This is a genomic window from Niabella aquatica (assembly GCF_054779315.1).
This window is the reverse complement of record NZ_BAAGYM010000016.1, coordinates 171,749-190,528: the sequence shown is the minus strand read 5'-3', so window position 1 is coordinate 190,528 and position 18,780 is coordinate 171,749. Positions and strand designations below refer to the sequence as shown.

Annotated in this window: 16 protein-coding genes; 8 read left to right on the top strand and 8 right to left on the bottom strand. The window is 41.9% G+C overall.

Going from position 1 to position 18,780, the window contains the following annotated elements:
* Positions 1 to 50: 50 nt before the first annotated feature.
* The 3 genes from ACYVBM_RS14405 to ACYVBM_RS14395 form a co-directional block, all read right to left on the bottom strand.
* Positions 51 to 3,473 carry a TonB-dependent receptor gene (locus ACYVBM_RS14405; protein ID WP_460686379.1) on the bottom strand — a complete coding sequence of 1,141 codons (3,423 nt, stop codon included), beginning with the start codon at positions 3,471 to 3,473 and terminating at the stop codon, positions 51 to 53.
* Positions 3,474 to 3,631: 158 nt separating this feature from the next.
* Positions 3,632 to 4,696 carry a FecR family protein gene (locus tag ACYVBM_RS14400; RefSeq protein WP_460686378.1) on the bottom strand — a complete coding sequence of 355 codons (1,065 nt, stop codon included), beginning with the start codon at positions 4,694 to 4,696 and terminating at the stop codon, positions 3,632 to 3,634.
* 59 nt (positions 4,697 to 4,755) lie between these two features.
* Entirely contained in the window at positions 4,756 to 5,334 is a 579-nt protein-coding gene (locus ACYVBM_RS14395) for an RNA polymerase sigma-70 factor (RefSeq protein WP_460686377.1), read from the bottom strand.
* 910 nt (positions 5,335 to 6,244) lie between these two features.
* On the opposite strand from ACYVBM_RS14395, the gene queA reads away from it, so the two are divergent.
* The gene (queA, locus tag ACYVBM_RS14390; RefSeq protein ID WP_460686376.1) at positions 6,245 to 7,294 is read left to right on the top strand and encodes a tRNA preQ1(34) S-adenosylmethionine ribosyltransferase-isomerase QueA; all 1,050 of its coding nucleotides are present in this window, start codon (positions 6,245 to 6,247) and stop codon (positions 7,292 to 7,294) included.
* 316 nt (positions 7,295 to 7,610) lie between these two features.
* On the opposite strand, the gene ACYVBM_RS14385 is transcribed toward queA, so the two are convergent.
* Together ACYVBM_RS14385 and ACYVBM_RS14380 are read right to left on the bottom strand one after the other, a co-directional pair.
* A complete protein-coding gene (locus ACYVBM_RS14385) occupies positions 7,611 to 8,276 on the bottom strand; it encodes a YiiX/YebB-like N1pC/P60 family cysteine hydrolase (RefSeq protein ID WP_460686375.1) in 666 nt (221 codons plus the stop codon).
* The gene (locus ACYVBM_RS14380; protein ID WP_460686374.1) at positions 8,239 to 9,222 is read right to left on the bottom strand and encodes a PhoH family protein; all 984 of its coding nucleotides are present in this window, start codon (positions 9,220 to 9,222) and stop codon (positions 8,239 to 8,241) included. The genes ACYVBM_RS14385 and ACYVBM_RS14380 overlap by 38 nt, the downstream gene beginning before the upstream one ends.
* A gap of 219 nt (positions 9,223 to 9,441) precedes the next feature.
* On the opposite strand from ACYVBM_RS14380, the gene ACYVBM_RS14375 reads away from it, so the two are divergent.
* Positions 9,442 to 11,892 (top strand): DUF5686 and carboxypeptidase regulatory-like domain-containing protein, encoded by a 2,451-nt coding sequence (locus tag ACYVBM_RS14375; protein ID WP_460686373.1) that lies wholly within the window; start codon positions 9,442 to 9,444, stop codon positions 11,890 to 11,892.
* A 189-nt stretch (positions 11,893 to 12,081) separates the two neighbouring features.
* Positions 12,082 to 12,504, top strand: a complete 423-nt coding sequence (locus tag ACYVBM_RS14370) for a DUF5684 domain-containing protein (RefSeq protein WP_460686372.1) — start codon at positions 12,082 to 12,084, stop codon at positions 12,502 to 12,504.
* A 42-nt stretch (positions 12,505 to 12,546) separates the two neighbouring features.
* On the opposite strand, the gene rpe is transcribed toward ACYVBM_RS14370, so the two are convergent.
* A complete protein-coding gene (gene rpe / locus ACYVBM_RS14365; RefSeq protein ID WP_460686371.1) occupies positions 12,547 to 13,194 on the bottom strand; it encodes a ribulose-phosphate 3-epimerase in 648 nt (215 codons plus the stop codon).
* A gap of 99 nt (positions 13,195 to 13,293) precedes the next feature.
* Here rpe and ACYVBM_RS14360 point away from each other — a divergent pair, with 99 nt between their 5' ends.
* Positions 13,294 to 13,752 carry a hypothetical protein gene (locus tag ACYVBM_RS14360; RefSeq protein WP_460686370.1) on the top strand — a complete coding sequence of 153 codons (459 nt, stop codon included), beginning with the start codon at positions 13,294 to 13,296 and terminating at the stop codon, positions 13,750 to 13,752.
* A 36-nt stretch (positions 13,753 to 13,788) separates the two neighbouring features.
* Here ACYVBM_RS14360 and ACYVBM_RS14355 read toward each other — a convergent pair whose 3' ends face one another.
* Complete coding sequence (locus tag ACYVBM_RS14355; protein WP_460686369.1) at positions 13,789 to 14,274, bottom strand: metallophosphoesterase family protein; 486 nt, start codon at positions 14,272 to 14,274, stop codon at positions 13,789 to 13,791.
* Positions 14,275 to 14,350: 76 nt separating this feature from the next.
* On the bottom strand, positions 14,351 to 15,340 hold the full coding sequence (locus tag ACYVBM_RS14350) for a zinc dependent phospholipase C family protein (RefSeq protein ID WP_460686368.1): 990 nt from the start codon (positions 15,338 to 15,340) through the stop codon (positions 14,351 to 14,353).
* Positions 15,341 to 15,521: 181 nt separating this feature from the next.
* Here ACYVBM_RS14350 and ACYVBM_RS14345 point away from each other — a divergent pair, with 181 nt between their 5' ends.
* The 4 genes from ACYVBM_RS14345 (at position 15,522) to ACYVBM_RS14330 (ending at position 18,775) form a co-directional block, all read left to right on the top strand.
* On the top strand, positions 15,522 to 16,454 hold the full coding sequence (locus tag ACYVBM_RS14345; protein ID WP_460686367.1) for an ABC transporter ATP-binding protein: 933 nt from the start codon (positions 15,522 to 15,524) through the stop codon (positions 16,452 to 16,454).
* Between the two features lie 20 nt (positions 16,455 to 16,474).
* Complete coding sequence (locus ACYVBM_RS14340; RefSeq protein WP_460686366.1) at positions 16,475 to 17,746, top strand: ABC transporter permease; 1,272 nt, start codon at positions 16,475 to 16,477, stop codon at positions 17,744 to 17,746.
* Positions 17,747 to 18,132: 386 nt separating this feature from the next.
* A complete protein-coding gene (locus ACYVBM_RS14335; RefSeq protein ID WP_460686365.1) occupies positions 18,133 to 18,447 on the top strand; it encodes a DUF2752 domain-containing protein in 315 nt (104 codons plus the stop codon).
* Positions 18,413 to 18,775, top strand: a complete 363-nt coding sequence (locus ACYVBM_RS14330; RefSeq protein ID WP_460686364.1) for a TM2 domain-containing protein — start codon at positions 18,413 to 18,415, stop codon at positions 18,773 to 18,775. The genes ACYVBM_RS14335 and ACYVBM_RS14330 overlap by 35 nt, the downstream gene beginning before the upstream one ends.
* Positions 18,776 to 18,780: the final 5 nt, after the last annotated feature.

Genomic DNA, 18,780 nt, shown 5'->3' with positions numbered 1-18,780 from the left:
AATTCCGTTGAGTGTAAAGAATTTTGTGGCATATTCATAATTTACGTTTTTTAGAACCTAACATTTAAACCTACGGACACTGTTTTGTTTAATGGGTATATATAACCATATAAATTATCCGTATGCTCCGGATCAACAAACTTAACTTTCGTAAACGTGAGCAGGTTATAGGCGCTTCCATATATCCGTATGCCTGCAAGGCCTGTGCGTTTTACCAGCGTGGCTGGCAGGCTATAGCCCAGCTCTATATTTTTTAATCTTAAATAAGCTCCGTTCACTGTGCTTAATGTAGATCCGCCGCGCGGGTTAGTGCCCATGTACGCATACGTACCATTTATCCATTGAGTATTTCTTGAGTAGGGGTCTGCGGCAGGATCAACAGGACGCCAGCGGTCCAGGAACTCGCTTAAAATACCGGACGGACCGCTTCCCCACATGGGATTCATTATTTTCTCTCCGTAGGTGATGGTAGACAGTGCCTGCCCCTGCAGCAGGAAGGAAAAATCAAAGCCCTTATAGGCCAGCTCACTGTTGAGGCTAAAATTCATCCAGGGATTCTGATTGAATCTCATAGGATGGATATCATTTTCATTAATCTCTCCATCCCCGTTCCAGTCTTCATAGGCATAATCGCCGGGCAACACTCCCGGATCCACAAATATTTTGCTGTTCCAGATATCATCCCAGCTTTGGTATTGGCCTGTACCATTATATAGCCACGAAACGCCCTGCAGCCTATTATTCTGATTGTTTTTCCAGTTGTTCCAGGAGCTGCCTATTGCGCCTCTTTCTACGTATAGTCTCTTCACTCTAACCAGCGACACCATACCTTTTACACCATAATGCAGATCGCGACCGATTGTATTTTTATGAGACAGTTCTAACTCGAAGCCGGATGTTAAGTCGCTATTAATATTTTCCTGTGGAAGCGCGGCTCCTACAACTGTTGGGATACCTCCATTACGCTGCGCCAGCAGGCCCACTCTTTTACGGGCAAAATATTCTGCTGTAATACCTAAAAGTCCCTTCCAGCCAATAAAATCAAACCCAGCATTAAATGTCCTGGAATCGAACCAGCCGATATTGGGATTGGGGATGCCTTTATTATCTGCGCTGGCTAAAAAGCTATTACCAAATACGTATCCCGCGGTAAACCACCTTCTGTCCGACCCACCGGTTGGATAATTATACCCTGAAACAAACTGGTAGGCCGAAGCAGCATCGTCTCCTACAAGCCCGTAAGACGCCCTTAGCTTCAGCTGGTCTACAGAGGGGAAGATGTTCTTAAAAAAGTTTTCCTCCGATATGCGCCAGGCGCCTGCAACAGAAGGGAAAAATCCCCATTGGTTTCCCGGTGCGAACTTGGAGGAACCATCGTACCTGAAGCTGTAATCCAGGATATACTTTCCTTCATAATCATAGTGAAACGCCCCTACCAGCCCCAGTCCGGTCATCTCGTAAATATCGCTTGCGTTCATACCTCCCTGCTGACCTTCGCTAACGCCTGCAAAAAGATAAGGTACCGGCAATATCAGGTTCCTGCTCGCATTAAAATTATCCGCTGTCCTTTTCTGGGTTTCCCATACCAAAAGCCCAGATACATTATGGGCATTGATTTTTTTGTCGTACCCGATCGAAGTTTGCGACAATAGCTGATCGCGTGTAATCATACCTCGTTCTGCATAGCTGGGCGAGTTTCTGTAAACACCTTTATAAGTTTTTGAAGCCTCGTCGTAAGAATACACCTGATATTCTCTCCTGTTATGGTTCATATCCCACATTGTCCAGTCGTAAGAAACCTGTTCTTTTACATATAAACCTTTAACAAAAGGGATATCCCACCGCAGGTTGGCCGTGGGCGACATCCATTTTCTTTTGGTTTTTCTTCTGCCGGTTATATCCCCGTTAATATATGCCACGGGGTTATCGCCATCATTTTGATCATTGAAATTCAGCCTGGCGGGGTCGTTATTAGCATATACCGGGAAAAATGGCCCTACTTTCCAGAATGCTCTTATGATCCACCAGCTGTCAACATCAGAAGTATTCTGCTCATCCATAATAAAGTTCATCAGCAGCTCTGCTTTCAGGTTATCGGTAATATTAGCGGTGATGGTAGAACGAACATTGTACTTTTTGTAATTCACATCATCCGTATTAAAAAAGCTGTTCTGATATTGATAACCAGCGCCCAGATAATACTTTATCTTGTCTGATCCGCCGGTTGCGCTCAGGTTATGAATAGATTGCGGGCCATATTTTTTGAAAACAGCATCTTTCCAGTTGGTGCTTTGTTTTGTACCATCAAGATATGCATTTATCTGCTCATCGCTGTAAAGACGCGATTGCCCCTGTAACCTATGCATGGAAAGCTCGTTCCGAAGTATCATATTATCCGCTGCGTCTACAGTAACCGGCAAGCCTGAAGGAAACTGGAAAATATAAGAACCACTATAATTCAACTCACTCTTCCCTGCCTTTCCTCTCTTGGTGGTTACCACTACTACACCGTTTGCAGACCGAACCCCGTACACTGCTGCAGTGGCATCTTTCAGTATAGAGATATTATCAATATCATTGGGATCAAGCCGCTGAAAAGCTTCCATATCGCGCGGTATGCCATCTATAACAATCAGTGGCGTACCCATCGCCCGTATATCCATTTGCATATCAAACGAGCCCGGCTCGGAAGAACGCTGTGATACGCGAAGGCCGGGTAAGCGCCCGGTAAGCATATTTTGTAAATTCTCATTTTTAGTTCGGATGATCTCATCGCCTTTTATATCCGAAACAGCGCCTGTAAGGCTTGCCCGTTTTTGTGTATTGTAACCTACTACTACTACTTCATCCAGTTTGTTCTCAACTGCCGTCATTATTATGTTCGTATAATCGTCATTTTTTACTGACAACTCCAGCGTTGTATATCCCACAGTTGAAATAATCAATACAGCGTCCTGGTCTTTTACGTCGAGACTAAAGCTGCCGTCTTCCCTTGTGCTGGTGCCGTTGGTGGTACCCTTTTCTATTACCGTAACGCCGGAGAGCGGCTCCCCTTTATCGTTAACAATTTTACCCCTGATAGGATACATCTTAGCCATTTTATCTTCATGGCCAATAATAACAACCAGATCGCGGCTCATTGTTTTGTAAGAGTACGCTGTATTTTGAAGCAGCTTCTGCATCACATTGTCGATAGTAGCATTGCTGGCATACATATCTACTTTCTGGCGGTCGAGCGCCACATCATCGCTATAAAAAAAACGGTATTCGTATCGTCTTTCAAGCCGTCTTAGTATAGAAATGATAGATTCACCTTTCAGGTCTAAATTGATCCTTTTTTGAGAAGTTCCATTAATAGCTATAGCCTGGAAGGATGTAAATAGAATAAGAAAAACCGAGAGCTTCATTATCATAAATAGTTTGACAAATACATACCTCTGCCGGCCCGTGGCAAGGCAATCGCTTTTTTCCATAATTTTGTTTTTTCAATTAATGATGATTATGGCCATTGCTTAGGCAATGACAAACGTCGTTATCCGGGCAGGAATGTTGCAGCAGTCCTGCCTTTTTGTTTTTAATGGTAGTTAAGTTATCCTGGTCATAGCATCGTTTTTTTAGTTTATAAAATGCCCTATTTATAAATAGTAACATTGTCTCCTTCTATTCTATAATGCAGTTCCGACACCAGGCTGAAAAGGTGAAGCACTTCCTTTAAGCTCTCATTTTCAATTTTCCCGTTGAACCTCTTTTGAAGCAGTCCCTGGTCATTTACCGTAATTTTTACATGGTACCAGCTTTCGAGCATAGGAATAATATCCTGTAACTTCTGCTGGTCGAAACTGATGCTGCTTTTCAACCATTGTGTTTCCAGTATAGCCGAATCTACCGGGCTGATGGTGGCCTGCCGTAATACAACTTCAGAAGAGTCATTGCTTGCGTGCATGTTATGGCTCTTACCCGTCTGATAATCATTCTGCACTATGAGCTTTTCACTGGGCTTTAGTATTACTCTCTTATTGTTCTTAGCCTTTAGCAGCACTTCAACCGATCCGCTCACTAACGTGGCCTGCGCTTCAGCTTCATTATTATAGGCTCTTACATTAAATACTGTACCCAGCACCCGTACATCCATATTCTTTGTGTGCACAATAAACGGCCGGTTCTTGTCATGCGCTACCTCAAAGAAAGCTTCCCCTTCAAGTGTCACCTCTCTTTTCCGCTCTCCAAACGACTTTTCATAAGTAAGGCGCGTATCTGAATTGATCCAGACCGTAGTACCATCGGGCAGAATAATATTCGATTTAGACCCTTTTTGTGTAGCTACGATATTTTGTTTTAATGCCGGTGTACTGTTGTTTAATAAAAACACACTTCCCAAACCTATTAAAGCCAGTAGCGATGCAGCTATTGCCATTATCCTCACCAGTAAGCCACTCCGCTGCTTTGGCACTTTCCTGCTAACGGATAAGGGCGTTATATGTTGCTGTAGCCTTTCTACAGATTGCTGTACAAAATCATTATGAATTGCTTCCTCAAAACTTACAGTGCTTTTAAAAATCTCATTTACAGCACCTGCAATATCAGCAGCAGGCACCTCCCTCATCAGAGCTGTTAACTCGGTTTGCTCAGACAGGTTGATGGCTCCTGTTTCTTTCTTTATCAATAACGTAATGAGCCTTTGTTGGTCCATATTCATAATATGCTATTATTAAGTCGCAAAAAAGTTTTAAATCCCTTAAAAGCTTTTAAAAAAATTTATACATTTTTTTTACCGGAACTGCCGGAACGAATACCCGGGAAAGGTTTTTTCAGTATTTCGATCAGCTTTCTGGTTGCAATATATACCTGGGCCTCAACAGTTTTAACCGATATATCCAGTAATTCAGCCACTTCTGTATACATTAATTTTTCTTCCTTAACCAACCTGAAGATCAGGCGGCACTTAGCCGGCAGGTTATTGATGGCATCATTAATAAGATGCTGATTTTCTTTAGATATAAGCTGACTTTCTGGAGTAAGAAGAGACCAGGAGGCGCTTTCGGTTATTTCATCAAATTCCCAATGCTTCTGTTTTCTCAGGAAACTGATAGAAGTATATTTACAGGCAGTATATAAATAGCTGGAAAGACTTTTAACTTCAGTAATTGTTTTGCGGTTTTCCCAGAGTTTTGTAAATACTTCCAGCACAATTTCTTCGGCCTGTTGCCTGTCTTTTACTATAGAGTCTACGAAAGATAAAAGGCCGGGCAAATAATGCCTGTACAGTTCTGCAAAAGCTAACTGGTCGTCTTGTTCAGCTATCAAACGGGCAAGTTCTTTAATATTTTGCTCCATTTATAAAAGAAGTTTAATTGTTAATTCTGGGCTCCATTGACCTGGACACTCTTTTTAATATTTGCCGAAAAAATGCTGAAGATCTTACAATATAAAAAGCAGTTCGCAGAAACCAGCGACCGATAAGGTAAAATTTTAATTGTTTAAAGTACTAGCTACGGGATAAAGATAAAGCATGTAGCTATTCAACACCATGTATTACCAGCAGATGATATAAAATGATTCCGGTATAAACGGCTATTTATGAATAAAAACAGGCTGAAAACAAAAGTGCCATCAGCATGAAGAACCGTTTAAGAAAAGACCTTTTCTCATACGCCGTATCATTTTTATTATGAACAATCGTTTTTGACTTATTAAACTGGGTATTCGCATCCATATATATCATGCAGAAGATCATTACATGGTAAATCATTAAGCCTTACCGTTTAAGCAAAAACGTTTGTGCAAGATAATTATATTTTCATTTTTTTTACAGAATCCTTCAGGTAATAAACCGGTGATCGCTTTTGATGTTTTCTGTGTTATCAGGATACCCCTGTTAATACTTTGATCGTCAATACTTCGGTGCTGGATTTGCAGATACACTTCCAGCCGGCTATCTTTTATGCGGGTTGATACATTTTTCTGTGGTAGTGAACTCGTTAAAATAAGCTCATTATCTTTTTGAACAGCCGGCTTTCCCGATTCGCCTTCCTGTCTTTTTCAAAAAATATGATGCATTCACAAAATAATTATGAAAAAACTGGCAAAAACATTACCTTTGCAGCCACAAAATCGAAAACCGGTGCCGTAAGACCGGGGCTCGGCGAGATAAAAATGCCTTATTTACCGGCTTTTTACCACCAACCTCAGCTTCTATACCGTAACTGGCGTAAGGTTTTGAAACATAAAAAAAAGACTACTTTACATGAAGCTTTCACAATTTCAATTCGACCTTCCGCTTAACCTTATTGCCCAAACCCCAGCTAAGAAAAGAGAAGATGCCCGCATGATGGTGGTGCACCGCCACACCGGGGAAATAGAGAATAAGCATTTTCGCGATATCCTGGACTATTTTGAAGATAAAGACGCTTTTGTAGTGAACAATACAAAAGTATTCCCTGCCCGCATGTATGGACGTAAGGAAAAGACCGGTGCTAAAATAGAAGTATTCTTACTTCGCGAGCTCAATAAGCCTAACCGTCTTTGGGATGTGATCGTGGATCCTGCAAGAAAGATCCGTGTTGGTAATAAATTGTATTTCGGAGATAATGAAGAGCTGGTGGCCGAAGTGATTGACAATACTACCAGCCGCGGCCGTACTATCAAATTTTTGTGGGAAGGAGATGAAGAAAGCTTCCGCTCACAGCTGGAAGCACTGGGCGAAACCCCGCTGCCTAAATACATTAAACGTAAGCCGGATGAGGATGATAAAGAAAGGTATCAGACCGTTTATGCCAAGTATGAGGGCGCTGTAGCTGCTCCCACAGCCGGTCTTCATTTTAGCCGGGAGCTGATCAAACGCCTTGAGATCAAAGGAATCCGCTTTGCCGAAATAACCCTGCATACCGGTTTGGGTACTTTCCGCCCAATTGAGGTGGAGGACCTGAGCAAACATAAAATGGATGCTGAGTATTACCGGATCGATGAGCAGGCTTGTAAAATTGTAAATAAAGCTAAAGAAACCGGCCACCGTATCTGCTCTATCGGCACCACTACTATGCGTGCTATGGAATCTTCATTTACCGCTCAAAAATTATTAAAGCCTTCGGAAGGCTGGACCAATATGTTCATTCATCCACCTTACGAGTTCAATATTGCTGATGCTTTGGTTACCAATTTCCACCTGCCAAAAACCAGCCTGATGATCATGACCAGCGCATTTGCAGGTTACGATCTGGCAGTTGAAGCATACAAAAAAGCGATTAAGGATAAATACAGGTTCTTTAGCTATGGCGATGCCCTGCTGATCCTTTAGTTATCTGATTCACTATAAATCACTGATGGCTGTCGGTAACGATAGCCATTTTATTTTGCGACTGAACATGCTGATATATTATTCCTTTACTCCAGGCAGCAGCATGTCTTATAAAGAATAAAACCTGTCCCGTATGGTGCGGTAGTATATGCAACGATGCACTCTGACCTGGCCCAAGCTTAAAAACATATAAACGCTATATATACTGCTTCAGACAGCAGCAGCCAAAGTGTAATTACTGAAAGCGGGTGTACGTAACTGATCAAACCAAAAAGAGCCTACGACCACTGCTCCGGCCTGAAAGGCCCCGATTTCTTCAGAATGTTATTTTCCCCACTTCTTTTGCTTCCCCATTCAGATACAGGTCATCAATTGAAACATAGACCGGACCCGTGTCTTCAGGCAAAAGCCGAAGCAATGTACCGTTTTTGGCAATATCCAGGGCTTTGAACACAAATTCGCTGCAATACATCTGATCATCGGTATAAAAATTAAAGAATATATCGAACGGCAGGCCTGCGGCATAACGATCATGTAGCCACGCAGTAAGCATATGGTCTTCTTTCTGATCCAACGGATACCTGAATACAGCGATCTTATCTACTGCACCCGGATCACAAAATGCTTCCAGTGCCTGCCTCAGCAGTTTCTGAGAAGGGTTATAGCTGCCTCCCAAAGCATGGTATACAAATACTGTATCATTTTCAATCTGGATAATACCACAATGGGAATAGGTCTTGTCCTTCCGGTTGAAGCTACGTGCCGTACGGCTTATTTCATCGGTACCGTTTCTTACAATAACATCTCCATTTTTAAGTAAGGATTTTAAGTTATGTATCTTACTGTAATCAGCATCATAATTTTTCCCGGCGCAGGCTGCTATACAAAAAAGAAAAAGGCATCCGCCTAAACGGATACCTTTGAAGGTAAAATGGATTTTACCTTTATGACTTTTCCCGGTCGCTTTCTGCTGTTCTTTCATGTTCGGCATTATAGGCTTTAATGATAGCTTTTACCAACCGATGCCTTACCACATCTTCTTCATCCAGCTCGATATAACCAATACCGGGTATATTTCGTAATATTCGGGCAGCTGTTTTTAAGCCGCTACGCTGGTTCTTAGGCAGGTCTACCTGCGTCATGTCTCCGGTAATAATAGCTTTTGCATTGGCGCCGATACGGGTTAGGAACATTTTCAACTGCAGGTCTGTAGCATTCTGCGCTTCATCCAGGATAATAAAGGCATTATCTAAAGTACGGCCGCGCATATAGGCCAGCGGTGCAATTTCAATAGCCCTTGTTGTCATAAAATAGCCCAGCTTATCAGCTGGTATCATATCGTCCAGTGCATCATACAGGGGTCTTAAATACGGATCAATTTTTTCTTTGAGGTCACCGGGTAAAAAGCCCAGGCTTTCACCTGCTTCTACTGCCGGCCTTGTGAGAATGATCTTTTTTACCTGCTTGTTCTTTAATGCCCTCACGGCAAGCGCTACTGCCGTATAGGTTTTACCTGTACCCGCAGGACCAATGGCAAAAACAATATCGTTTTTTTCAGCCTCCTGCACCAGACGTTTCTGGTTTGCTGTACGGGCTCTAACGCTTTTGCCATTAGGACCAAACACCAATACTTCGTTAGGATTGCGTTCCATAAAATTGTCAATCACTTCTGCATCGTCTCCTCCCAGTATCTGGTCGAAATAATTGTTACTCATGCTGCCATTTCTTTCTAAATAAGAAATAGCCAGCTTAATTTTCTCAGTGGCTGCCTGTATCTGCTCGGGAGAGCCGCTCAATTTTAGCTGGGTGCCGCGCGAAAGAATTTTAAGTAACGGGAATTTCTTTTTAAGGATGTCGAGCTTAGCGTTGTTAACCCCAAAAAAATCAAGCGGGTTAACAGTTTCAAGGTTAATAATTGCTTCTGTCAATGCTTTGTAGTTTACGATTAAAGCTCCCGGCAAAGGGCAACCGGTTTATTTTGCGTCATCTCGCATATTGCGTGATGCCTGCCCTTCTTTTCCAAATATATTTTTTCTATTCAAAAGAACAGAAATTAACTTATTAACAAAATGTGAATTCTGTTAAATGTTTTTTAATTAAGAAATGCTTATCAATCAGGATCGAACAATCAGTACAGTTTTGCACCCATGAAAACTTTACTGCTTTTACTATGCTGCATTGCAGGCCAGGCTGTTACAGCACAGTATACACTCCAAGGCAGGATCACCAATGCCCGGCTGGAGCCCCTCGCATTTGCCAGTGTTCAGCTTAAAGGCAGCCGTACGGGTATACTCAGCAAAGACGATGGCAGTTTCAGCTTTGAGTTAAGCAGCGGCGTTTATGAGGTGGTTATTTCAATGATAGGTTACCAATCACGCTCTGTAAAAGTGGTAATTAATAAACAAAACATAGAACAATCTATTATACTGGAAGAAGATATCCAAAACTTATCAGCCGTAACAGTGCGGGGTAAAGCGCGGGACAGGGCCGAAGAATATATCCGTCAGGTGATCCGGCATAAAGAAGCTGTACAAGCGGCATCGGGTGCTTACAGCTGTGATGTTTATATTAAAGCCATTCGTGAAGATTCAGCCACTGCTGCCGCTTCAAAGAGAAAAGCAAACAAAGACAGCGCTATCAAACCTGCTCCACCACCGCTATCTATGAGCGAAATTTATTTAAGACTGGATTATGAAAGCTCCTCCAGGTTTAAAGAAGAGCGTAAGGGTGTTACACGCAGGGGAAATACACGCCATCTGTTTTATTTATCGGTAACGCAGGGCCGGTTTGATTTTTATGACAATCTTATAAAGGTACCGGCATTATCAGTAACCCCGTTCCTGTCGCCTGTTAGCTATAGCGGCTTAATGGCCTACAAATACAAAACGATAAAAGTTGAAAAAAAGGGCAACCATCATATTTATACGATCGGTATTAAGCCCGGCGGCCTTAGCAATGCCACAGTTAGCGGAGAAATGGTTATTGATGACAGCGCATGGGTCATTTTGAGGTCGAAGATTTCTTTTCCTAAATACCACCTGCCTGAATACGATTTTTTTGAAGTGGAGCAGCAATATGATTGGGTAGATAACCGGGCATGGATGATCACCATGCAAACCTTTACTTATCGCTCCAATACCCGGCGGCTTACAGCATCGGGAACAACCACCGTTACCTACAAAAATTTTGAGCTGAATAAAAAATTCGACAAAAAATATTTCGGACCTGAAGTAAGCGCTGCCACAAGAGATGCCTATCGCAGGGACAGCGCTTTCTGGGCATCTGTAAGAACAGTGCCCCTTACCGAAAAAGAGATCAGGCTCATACAATATACCGACAGCGTCTCTGCCGTTGTACGTAGCAAGGCCTACCTTGATTCTATTGATAAAAAAAACAACAAAGCCAACTGGAAAAATATTTTATATAAAGGCCAGACACTGAGTTATCACGAAAAAGGCACCCGGTACACCCTGCCATCTATTACCTCTACTATTTCCTTCAGCTTTGGCGGATACAGAACGCAGCTCCCATTTTCCTTTTACAAAACCGATAGCCTGAGAAAAATAACAAGCCTTAACAGCAATATCAGCTATGGTTACCTGAACAAAGATGTGAATGGCCGCGTTAGCTTATCCAGGAGATATAATGCTTTTAACCAGGCAACATACCATATCAGCATAGCAAGGGATTTTGCTGCCATTTACTCGGGCGATGCATGGATCAACCAGCTCAAACGTACTAATTATTACCTGGATAATTCAATAGGCGGGGGATGGAGCAGGGAGCTCATCAACGGTCTGTATGTAAAAACAAACCTCAGCATTGCTTTAAGGCGAAGCCTGGCCGGCTACAAAACGTACAATTTTGTGGATACTATTTTCAATAATGTGGTGGGAGAAGGTACAGGAACAGCCCCTGCCTTTAACGCTTACAATGCACTTTATGGGAATGTAGAGATCAGCTATACCCCTTTTCAGCCCTATATGCGCGAGCCGTTGGAGAAAGTGATACTGGACCCCGGATGGCCCACATTTTATATGCAATGGCGCAAGGGCATACCACACCTGCTGGGAAGCGAGGTAGACTTTGACTATACAGAACTGGGCATCAGGCAATACCTGCGAATGGGATTAATAGGCAATGCGCAATACACTATTAAATCGGGAAGCTTTTTAAACACAAAAGACCTTCAGCTGGTAGACTATAAATGGCAGCGGCGCGGCGACCCAATTTTTTTTATGAATCCTAACGAAGCCTTCCAGTCGATGGACTCTACGTTCCCCGTATTCAAAAGATTTTATGAAGGGCATTATTTCCATGAGTTTAACGGGGCGATCCTTAACAAGGTTCCGTTGTTTAAAAAGATAGGGTTAAGAGAGGTAGCAGGAGCCGGATTTTTAATAGCGCCGGAAAGAAAACTTCAATATGTGGAAGCCCTCGCGGGAATTGAACGGGTATTTAAGCTCCCCTTCCAGAATTTTCAAAAAGTAAAGCTGGGCATATATGCTTCAAGCGCGTTTGCCAACCAGTTCCAGACACCTCTCCAGTTTAAAATAGGCCTTACTACCTGGGATACCTTTGGCAATAAATGGCGGTAATAGATCCTTTAAAAAAGCGATGGACAGGCTCAACTTATTGTTGTAAATTGCTCTTGTATATTTATTTTTTTTAGCCAGGAGCCGGCAGGCAGGGAACTTTTTATAAAATTCACATCCATTCTTTGTGTAATTTTATGAATGAAAAATTTCAAGTAAGTTTCGAATCATTTACATTTTAAAACAATGCTTATGAATGATTTTTCAGGAATTTGGCAGTTGGTCTTCTTTGTTCCATTTTTGATTTTCACAATCGTGATCATTGTGGCAATATGGAAAATTTACCAAAAAGCCGGTTACCAGGGATGGGAATCTATTATACCTGTTTACAGCACAATCATTCTTTTAAAAATTGTGGGTAAGCCTTGGTGGTGGATACTTATCATGTTGATCCCTGGTATCAACATCATCTTTGCAATTTGGGCCACTAATATGCTGACAAAAAGCTTTGGTAAAAGCGAAGGCTTTACTGCCGGACTTATATTTCTGCCATTCGTCTTTTATCCTTTGCTGGGTTTTGGAAGCGCAAAATATTTAGGGCCTTATGGCGATCCTGTTGCTTTTGCTGCCTATGGGAATAAAGGCAGGTTTGATTTTGAGCAGCAGCAACTATAAAAATATATCCCTGCCGTCAAACGCAGCTGGCGGCTTTTATATTTATACTGACTTTAGCTTTGCTACTGCATCTATAGGATCTTTTGCCCTGAACACCGTGCTTCCGGCTACCAGCACATCTGCACCGGCAGCAATGATCTCCCCGGCATTATCAATCGTAACGCCGCCATCAATCTCAATCAACACATCGAGGCCTCGCTCGGAGATCATTTTCTTCAGCTGTTTTATTTTTTCCAATGTGTATGGAATGAATTTTTGCCCACCGAAACCCGGGTTCACGCTCATAAGGTTTACAATGCTTATCTCATGTAAAATATCGCTCAGTAAAAAAACAGGAGTGTGCGGGTTAACTGCCACACCCGCTTTCATACCCAACGATTTTATTTGGGTAATATCCTGGTGCAGCATAGGGCAGGCTTCAATATGGATCGTTAAATGATCGGCACCTGCATTTTTAAACTCCTGCGCATAACGGCCTGGTTGCTCTATCATCAGGTGCACATCGCAGGGCTTTTTTACTATTTTCTTTACAAACTCAATCACCATCGGCCCAAAGCTGATATTGGGAACAAACATACCATCCATTACATCAAGGTGCAGCCAGTCTGCTGCGCTGTTGTTTATTATTTCAACCTCCTGCTGAAGTTTTAAAAAATCAGCCGCCAATAAAGAAGGAGCTACTAAAGCCATAATCAAAATCATTTAAGTGCTGCAAAGTAAATGCTTTCGCGCAACAATTAAAATACCGGACAAATGCCTATTTTCGCAAATAACAAAATTTCGGAAATTATGCAAACAGGTCTGTTACATTTACACAGCTTTTTACGCTGGGCAATATTGCTGATGTTTTTAATTGCTATTTTTAAAAGCCTGGGTGCTGGTAACAAGCCTTTTACCAAAGGCCATGCGACCGCAGGTTTGCTGTTAATGATCTTTTGCGACATTAACCTGTTGATCGGCCTGGTACAATGGTTTACCGGAACTTTTGGCCTGAAACTGTTTCAGCAGATGCCTATGGGCGATATTATGAAAGCCCCTGTTTACCGTTTTTTTGCGGTTGAGCATATTTTAGGAATGATCGTTGCCATTATTTTAGTACATATTGGCCGCTCTTTTGCCAAGAAGAACATCCCCGATAGTACCAAGCATCGTAAAACGGTTTTATTCTACGTTATTGCTCTTATTATCATGCTGGCTACTATTCCATGGCCTTTCAGAGAAGTGGGACAGGGAAGAGGATGGTTTTAAATGTGATATGAGTGGTCAATTAGACCATTCACCAACCTACAGCTCAATTACTTCACAGTTCTTAAACTCAGCTCCGTCTATCACAAAGCGGATAAGGGTCCTTACTTTTTGCCAGCCCTGTTTTCCGGCAGCGCCGGGGTTCATATGCAGGCACTGCAAAGTATCGTCGTACATAATCTTTAGAATATGCGAATGCCCGCTGATAAAGAGCTGCGGTTTTTCAGCAATTACCTGCTTTTTGGTTTCGGGATTATATTTAGGCGGGTAGCCGCCGATATGTTTCATCATTACCTTTACCTGCTCTATATGAAACGTGAGCACTTCTCCAAACCGGTTGCGGATGTCTGCACCATCTATATTACCATAAACACCGCGCAAAGGCTTAAAAGCCTGCAACTGGTCAGCTACGGTCGAATTTCCAAAATCCCCGCAATGCCATATCTCATCGCATTGGTCAAAATGTTTAAACACGTTTTCATCTAAAAAACCATGTGTGTCTGATATAAGTCCGATGCGGGTCATAATATTTTAAGTCGCAAGTCCGAGGTACGATGGCAGCTACTTACTTTCGACTTCTGCCTTCGGACCTCCGACCTCTCTAATCCTTCATCATTCTTTGTGTTGCAATCAATATTTTCTTTCTAACCAGCTCATTCCGTAGAAATGCTTTTCTTTCAGCTTTAAATGCACGTTTATGATAAGGCGCTTTCAGTAATTTACTTAGATCTGGTTTTCCGGCATTTACCCAGGCAGTGTACCAAAAATCGGCCACTGCATTAGAAGAGGCCACCAGCTGATCGTTGATCGAAGACTTTAAAGCTTTCGAATATTGCTTAGCAAACTCGCTGGTATAAAAACGCCGGTTCTTTCCCCAACGAACCTCCCAATGGTATTTGGTTGAATCGGTAAAGTTTTTGGAAATCTCGATTTCTTTTGCAAACATTTCGGGAAGCAAAGAAAAAGTATGCTCTATAATCTTCCATATTTCACCGGATACAGACTCAATATACTTCGCCTTATGACGGCTGCTGAGGGTGTAGTTGGTAATTTCTACTTCAGGAACAGTGGTTTCCCAAAGATCGTGGAGGCCGTGCTGCCCGGTCAGTTGTCCATCGTAATTGATAGAGGTATGCAAAGGCACATGTGCATCAGCAATATAATGGCTTAAATCAGCCGCATAAAATACAATACTATCGGCATTTTGAGAACGGAAAGCATGGGTAAGCCTGTCCATATACTCTACCACTACATAAGGTAGCGTACCGTATTTATTTAATGTGTCTAAAGAATATTTGTCAACCGCTTCATTAAAATCATGCGGCACTTCTTTAAAAGCATTCTCTCCAAAACGCTCCATATCTATATAATGCTTGCTACCTTCGGTTTCATCCTGGGTACGCCTGATATCGGGTCTGGGAGCACTATATACCAAAGAATCTTTATTTACATAAAAAAAAGACCGCATAGGTTTAGGTAACTGATAAATAGCCAGCTGTGCCACAGTACGGTGCACCAAAAAGCCCCAGCCGGACACTAAAACGATAACTGCTGTTAAAATAACCGAAAAAGTAAATAGTTTTCTGTTCATACACATTAAGATAAGGTGCAAAGTTGCAGGAAATGAACAATTATTTAGCCACAGTCCTGTTATTAAAGCAATAATAATAACGAAAAGTGAATTAAAGACCAGTTTACCCGTATGTAAAATAAACTACCGGAAGCTGTAACATTTTATCTTTGCCGTACTCTAATATATAAACACAGTTATCATGCCGGTACTTGAAGTAAAAAATCTGAAAAAATATTTTGCCACCCAAAAGGCTGTAGATGACATTAGCCTGAGCATTGAGCAGGGGCAGATATTTGGTTTGCTGGGACCCAACGGTGCCGGTAAAACCACTCTGATACGAATGATCACAGGGATATTTTATCCCGATAGCGGCTCTATTATTTTTGATGGCCGGCCATTTGACCCCGCCAACGACATTGCCAAAATTGGCTATATGCCGGAAGAGCGCGGCCTTTATAAAAAAATGAAGATAGGCGAGCAAACGCTTTACCTCGCACAGCTCAAAGGCATCAGTAAAAAAGAAGCGACTGCAAAAATTAAAGAGTGGTTTGCCAGATTTGAAATGGAAAGCTGGTGGAATAAAAAAGTGGAGGACCTTTCCAAAGGAATGCAGCAAAAACTGCAATTTGTAACTACTGTGCTGCACAATCCTAAGCTGATTATACTGGATGAGCCTTTCAGTGGTCTCGACCCTGTAAACAGCAACCTGATAAAAGATGAAATATTCAATCTTGCTCAAAAAGGCGCTACTATTATCTTCAGCACGCACCGTATGGAGCAGGTAGAAGAGATCTGCGACCATATTGTATTGGTGAACCGGGGCCATAAAATACTGGACGGCACCGTGAACCAGGTAAAACAGGAATTTAAAGAGCACCTTTACAGCATTTCGCTGAAGGGCGGAGGCAATGACATTACGGATAATGATGTATTTATTGTAAAAGGCAGAAGCGATAACAACATTATTATTCAGAAGCAGGAAGGCAAAAGCAACAATGAAATTTTACAATACCTCCTGGGTAATGGGGCGTTTATAGAATCTTTTAATGAAATATTGCCCAGTCTTAACGACATTTTTATCCGCCAGGTAGAAGGAACACCATTAGCACGCAGGTTCCAGGAAATACATTAATCATCACCCAAACACAAATAATGAGCAAAACACTTTTAATTATACAACGTGAATTTCTTACCCGTGTAAGAAAAAAAACCTTCATCATATCTACCTTACTTTTCCCGTTACTGTACCTCGGGTTAATTTTCGGAACGGGCTATATTGGCGCCAAATCCTCTACTGTGCTTAAAATAGCAGTTGTGGATTCATCCGGAAAGTTCACTGCTGAAAAAATAGAAAAAGCAAATGCAGAAGACCGCTCCAGCGTACTTACATTGGTAAGCGACGCTCCTGAACACCTGTCTCAAAATTTTGAGAGCAAAGGATACGATGGCTATACCGTAATACCAGCCAGCATGATGGTTTCCAAATCTTCTGCCGTTGTTTCTATAAAATCTAACCGTACTTTAGGTGCTATGCCTGCGGTACAGGCCAAGCTCAACGGCATATGGAACGATATTAAGTATGAAGAGCTGGGTATTGACATTGAAAAACGTGAAACCCTTGCCGACAGCCACCTGAACGTATCGGCAGAAAATATGCAGGATAAAAATGCTGACGGCACCAATGCCATGATCATTGGTTATGCAGCAGGATTTCTTGTTTATTTTATCCTGCTTATTTACGGATCGCAGGTGATGATGGGCGTAATGGAGGAAAAAACCAACCGCATAGCTGAAGTAATGGTATCCTCGGTGAAACCGTTTCAGCTGATGCTTGGTAAAATAGTGGGTATTGCCCTCGTGGCACTGACCCAGTTTTTATTGTGGATCGCTTTTGTGTTCATCATCTACAATGTAAGCAAAGCGGCGGTAGATGCCAATCCTTCTATGGCACAGGTGGTAGGTGGCGCTCAAAAGATCTTTACCAGTGTTAACATGGGCCTGCTGCTAACGCTGTTTGCTTTTTACTTTTTGAGCGGCTTCTTTTTCTATTCTTCCATCTATGCAGCAGTGGGAAGCGCGGTAAACGAAGATGTTCGCGAGGCGCAATCGCTTTCCTTTCCTATTACACTCATTATCATATTCGCCATTTTTATGCTTACCATTGCCATGAAAGACCCCACCAGCTCTGTTGCAGTATGGACCAGCATTATACCTTTCACCTCTCCCATTGTGATGATGGCTCGTGTAGCTTACGGAGTACCGGGCACCGTTCCTTACTGGCAACTGGCATTAAGTATGGCATCACTGGTAGCAGGTTTTTTATTCATGGTTTGGTTTGCAGGAAAAATATACCGAACCGGCATCTTAATGTACGGTAAAAAACCGACCTGGAAAGAGATGATCAAATGGGCAACGAGGAAATAAAGGCAGGTAGCTGAAAGCTTAGTTAGTACTCAGACAACAGTATTTAGACGATAGACTATGAAGCAACTTTGGCAAACAAAAAATGAGCATTGATTGTTGAGCATTGAATATTGAGTGTTCGGATATTCTATACACAATCGGGAAATATTCAATACTCAATTTTCAATATATCAATATTCAATGTTTAGCGGTAAACCCTCAAACCAGGATACTGGTTACTTGACGCTGGATACTGTCGGACACTTAACTATTTTACATTCAACATTTAATATTCTACATTTTACATTCCCTCCTCACCATTTCACCGTTATTTCATTGCAATTCACCGATGATTTATATGCCGGCAAACGTATAGCAGGTAACTTTACAAAATAAAAAATAAAGCAATGCTCCGGTTTTTAAGAAAATATAGTGAGGTAATTCTTTGGAACGGGTCCTTAATAGCTTTAGGCTTAATGAACTCCAAGAGCACTGCTTCTCTTTGCCTCTTAAAGAATCTGGGTATTGACTGGTGCCCCGGATGTGGTTTAGGGCATGCCATTCATTATACGCTTCATTTTGAATTCGGGAAGTCGGTGCAGGAACATATTTTAGGAATACCGGCTACCTTAATCATATTTTATCAAAGCTGTAAAGCAATTTATACCATCAACAAAACAAACAATTATGGACCAGCAACAACTTTTAAGAATGTTTCCTGATATGGAGTATGATGAAATGACCACTATTATAAATCTCACCAAAAACATGACCGAACAGCAGCAACACACTTTTTTGTCTATTTACCAGGGCAAAAGAAAAGACCGTACTTTAATATTAGTGCTGGCGCTTTTAGGCTTCGTTGGATTTGCAGGCATACACAGGCTCATTGTAGGCGATATTGGCCTGGGTATATTATACTTTTTCACCGCAGGCTTGTGTTTTATAGGAACGATTGTAGACCTGATCAATATCAAAAAAATAGCTACCGAATACAATTTGAAGATGGCCTATGAATCAGCCAATATGGCCACGGCTGTTTTCAGATAAGAGCA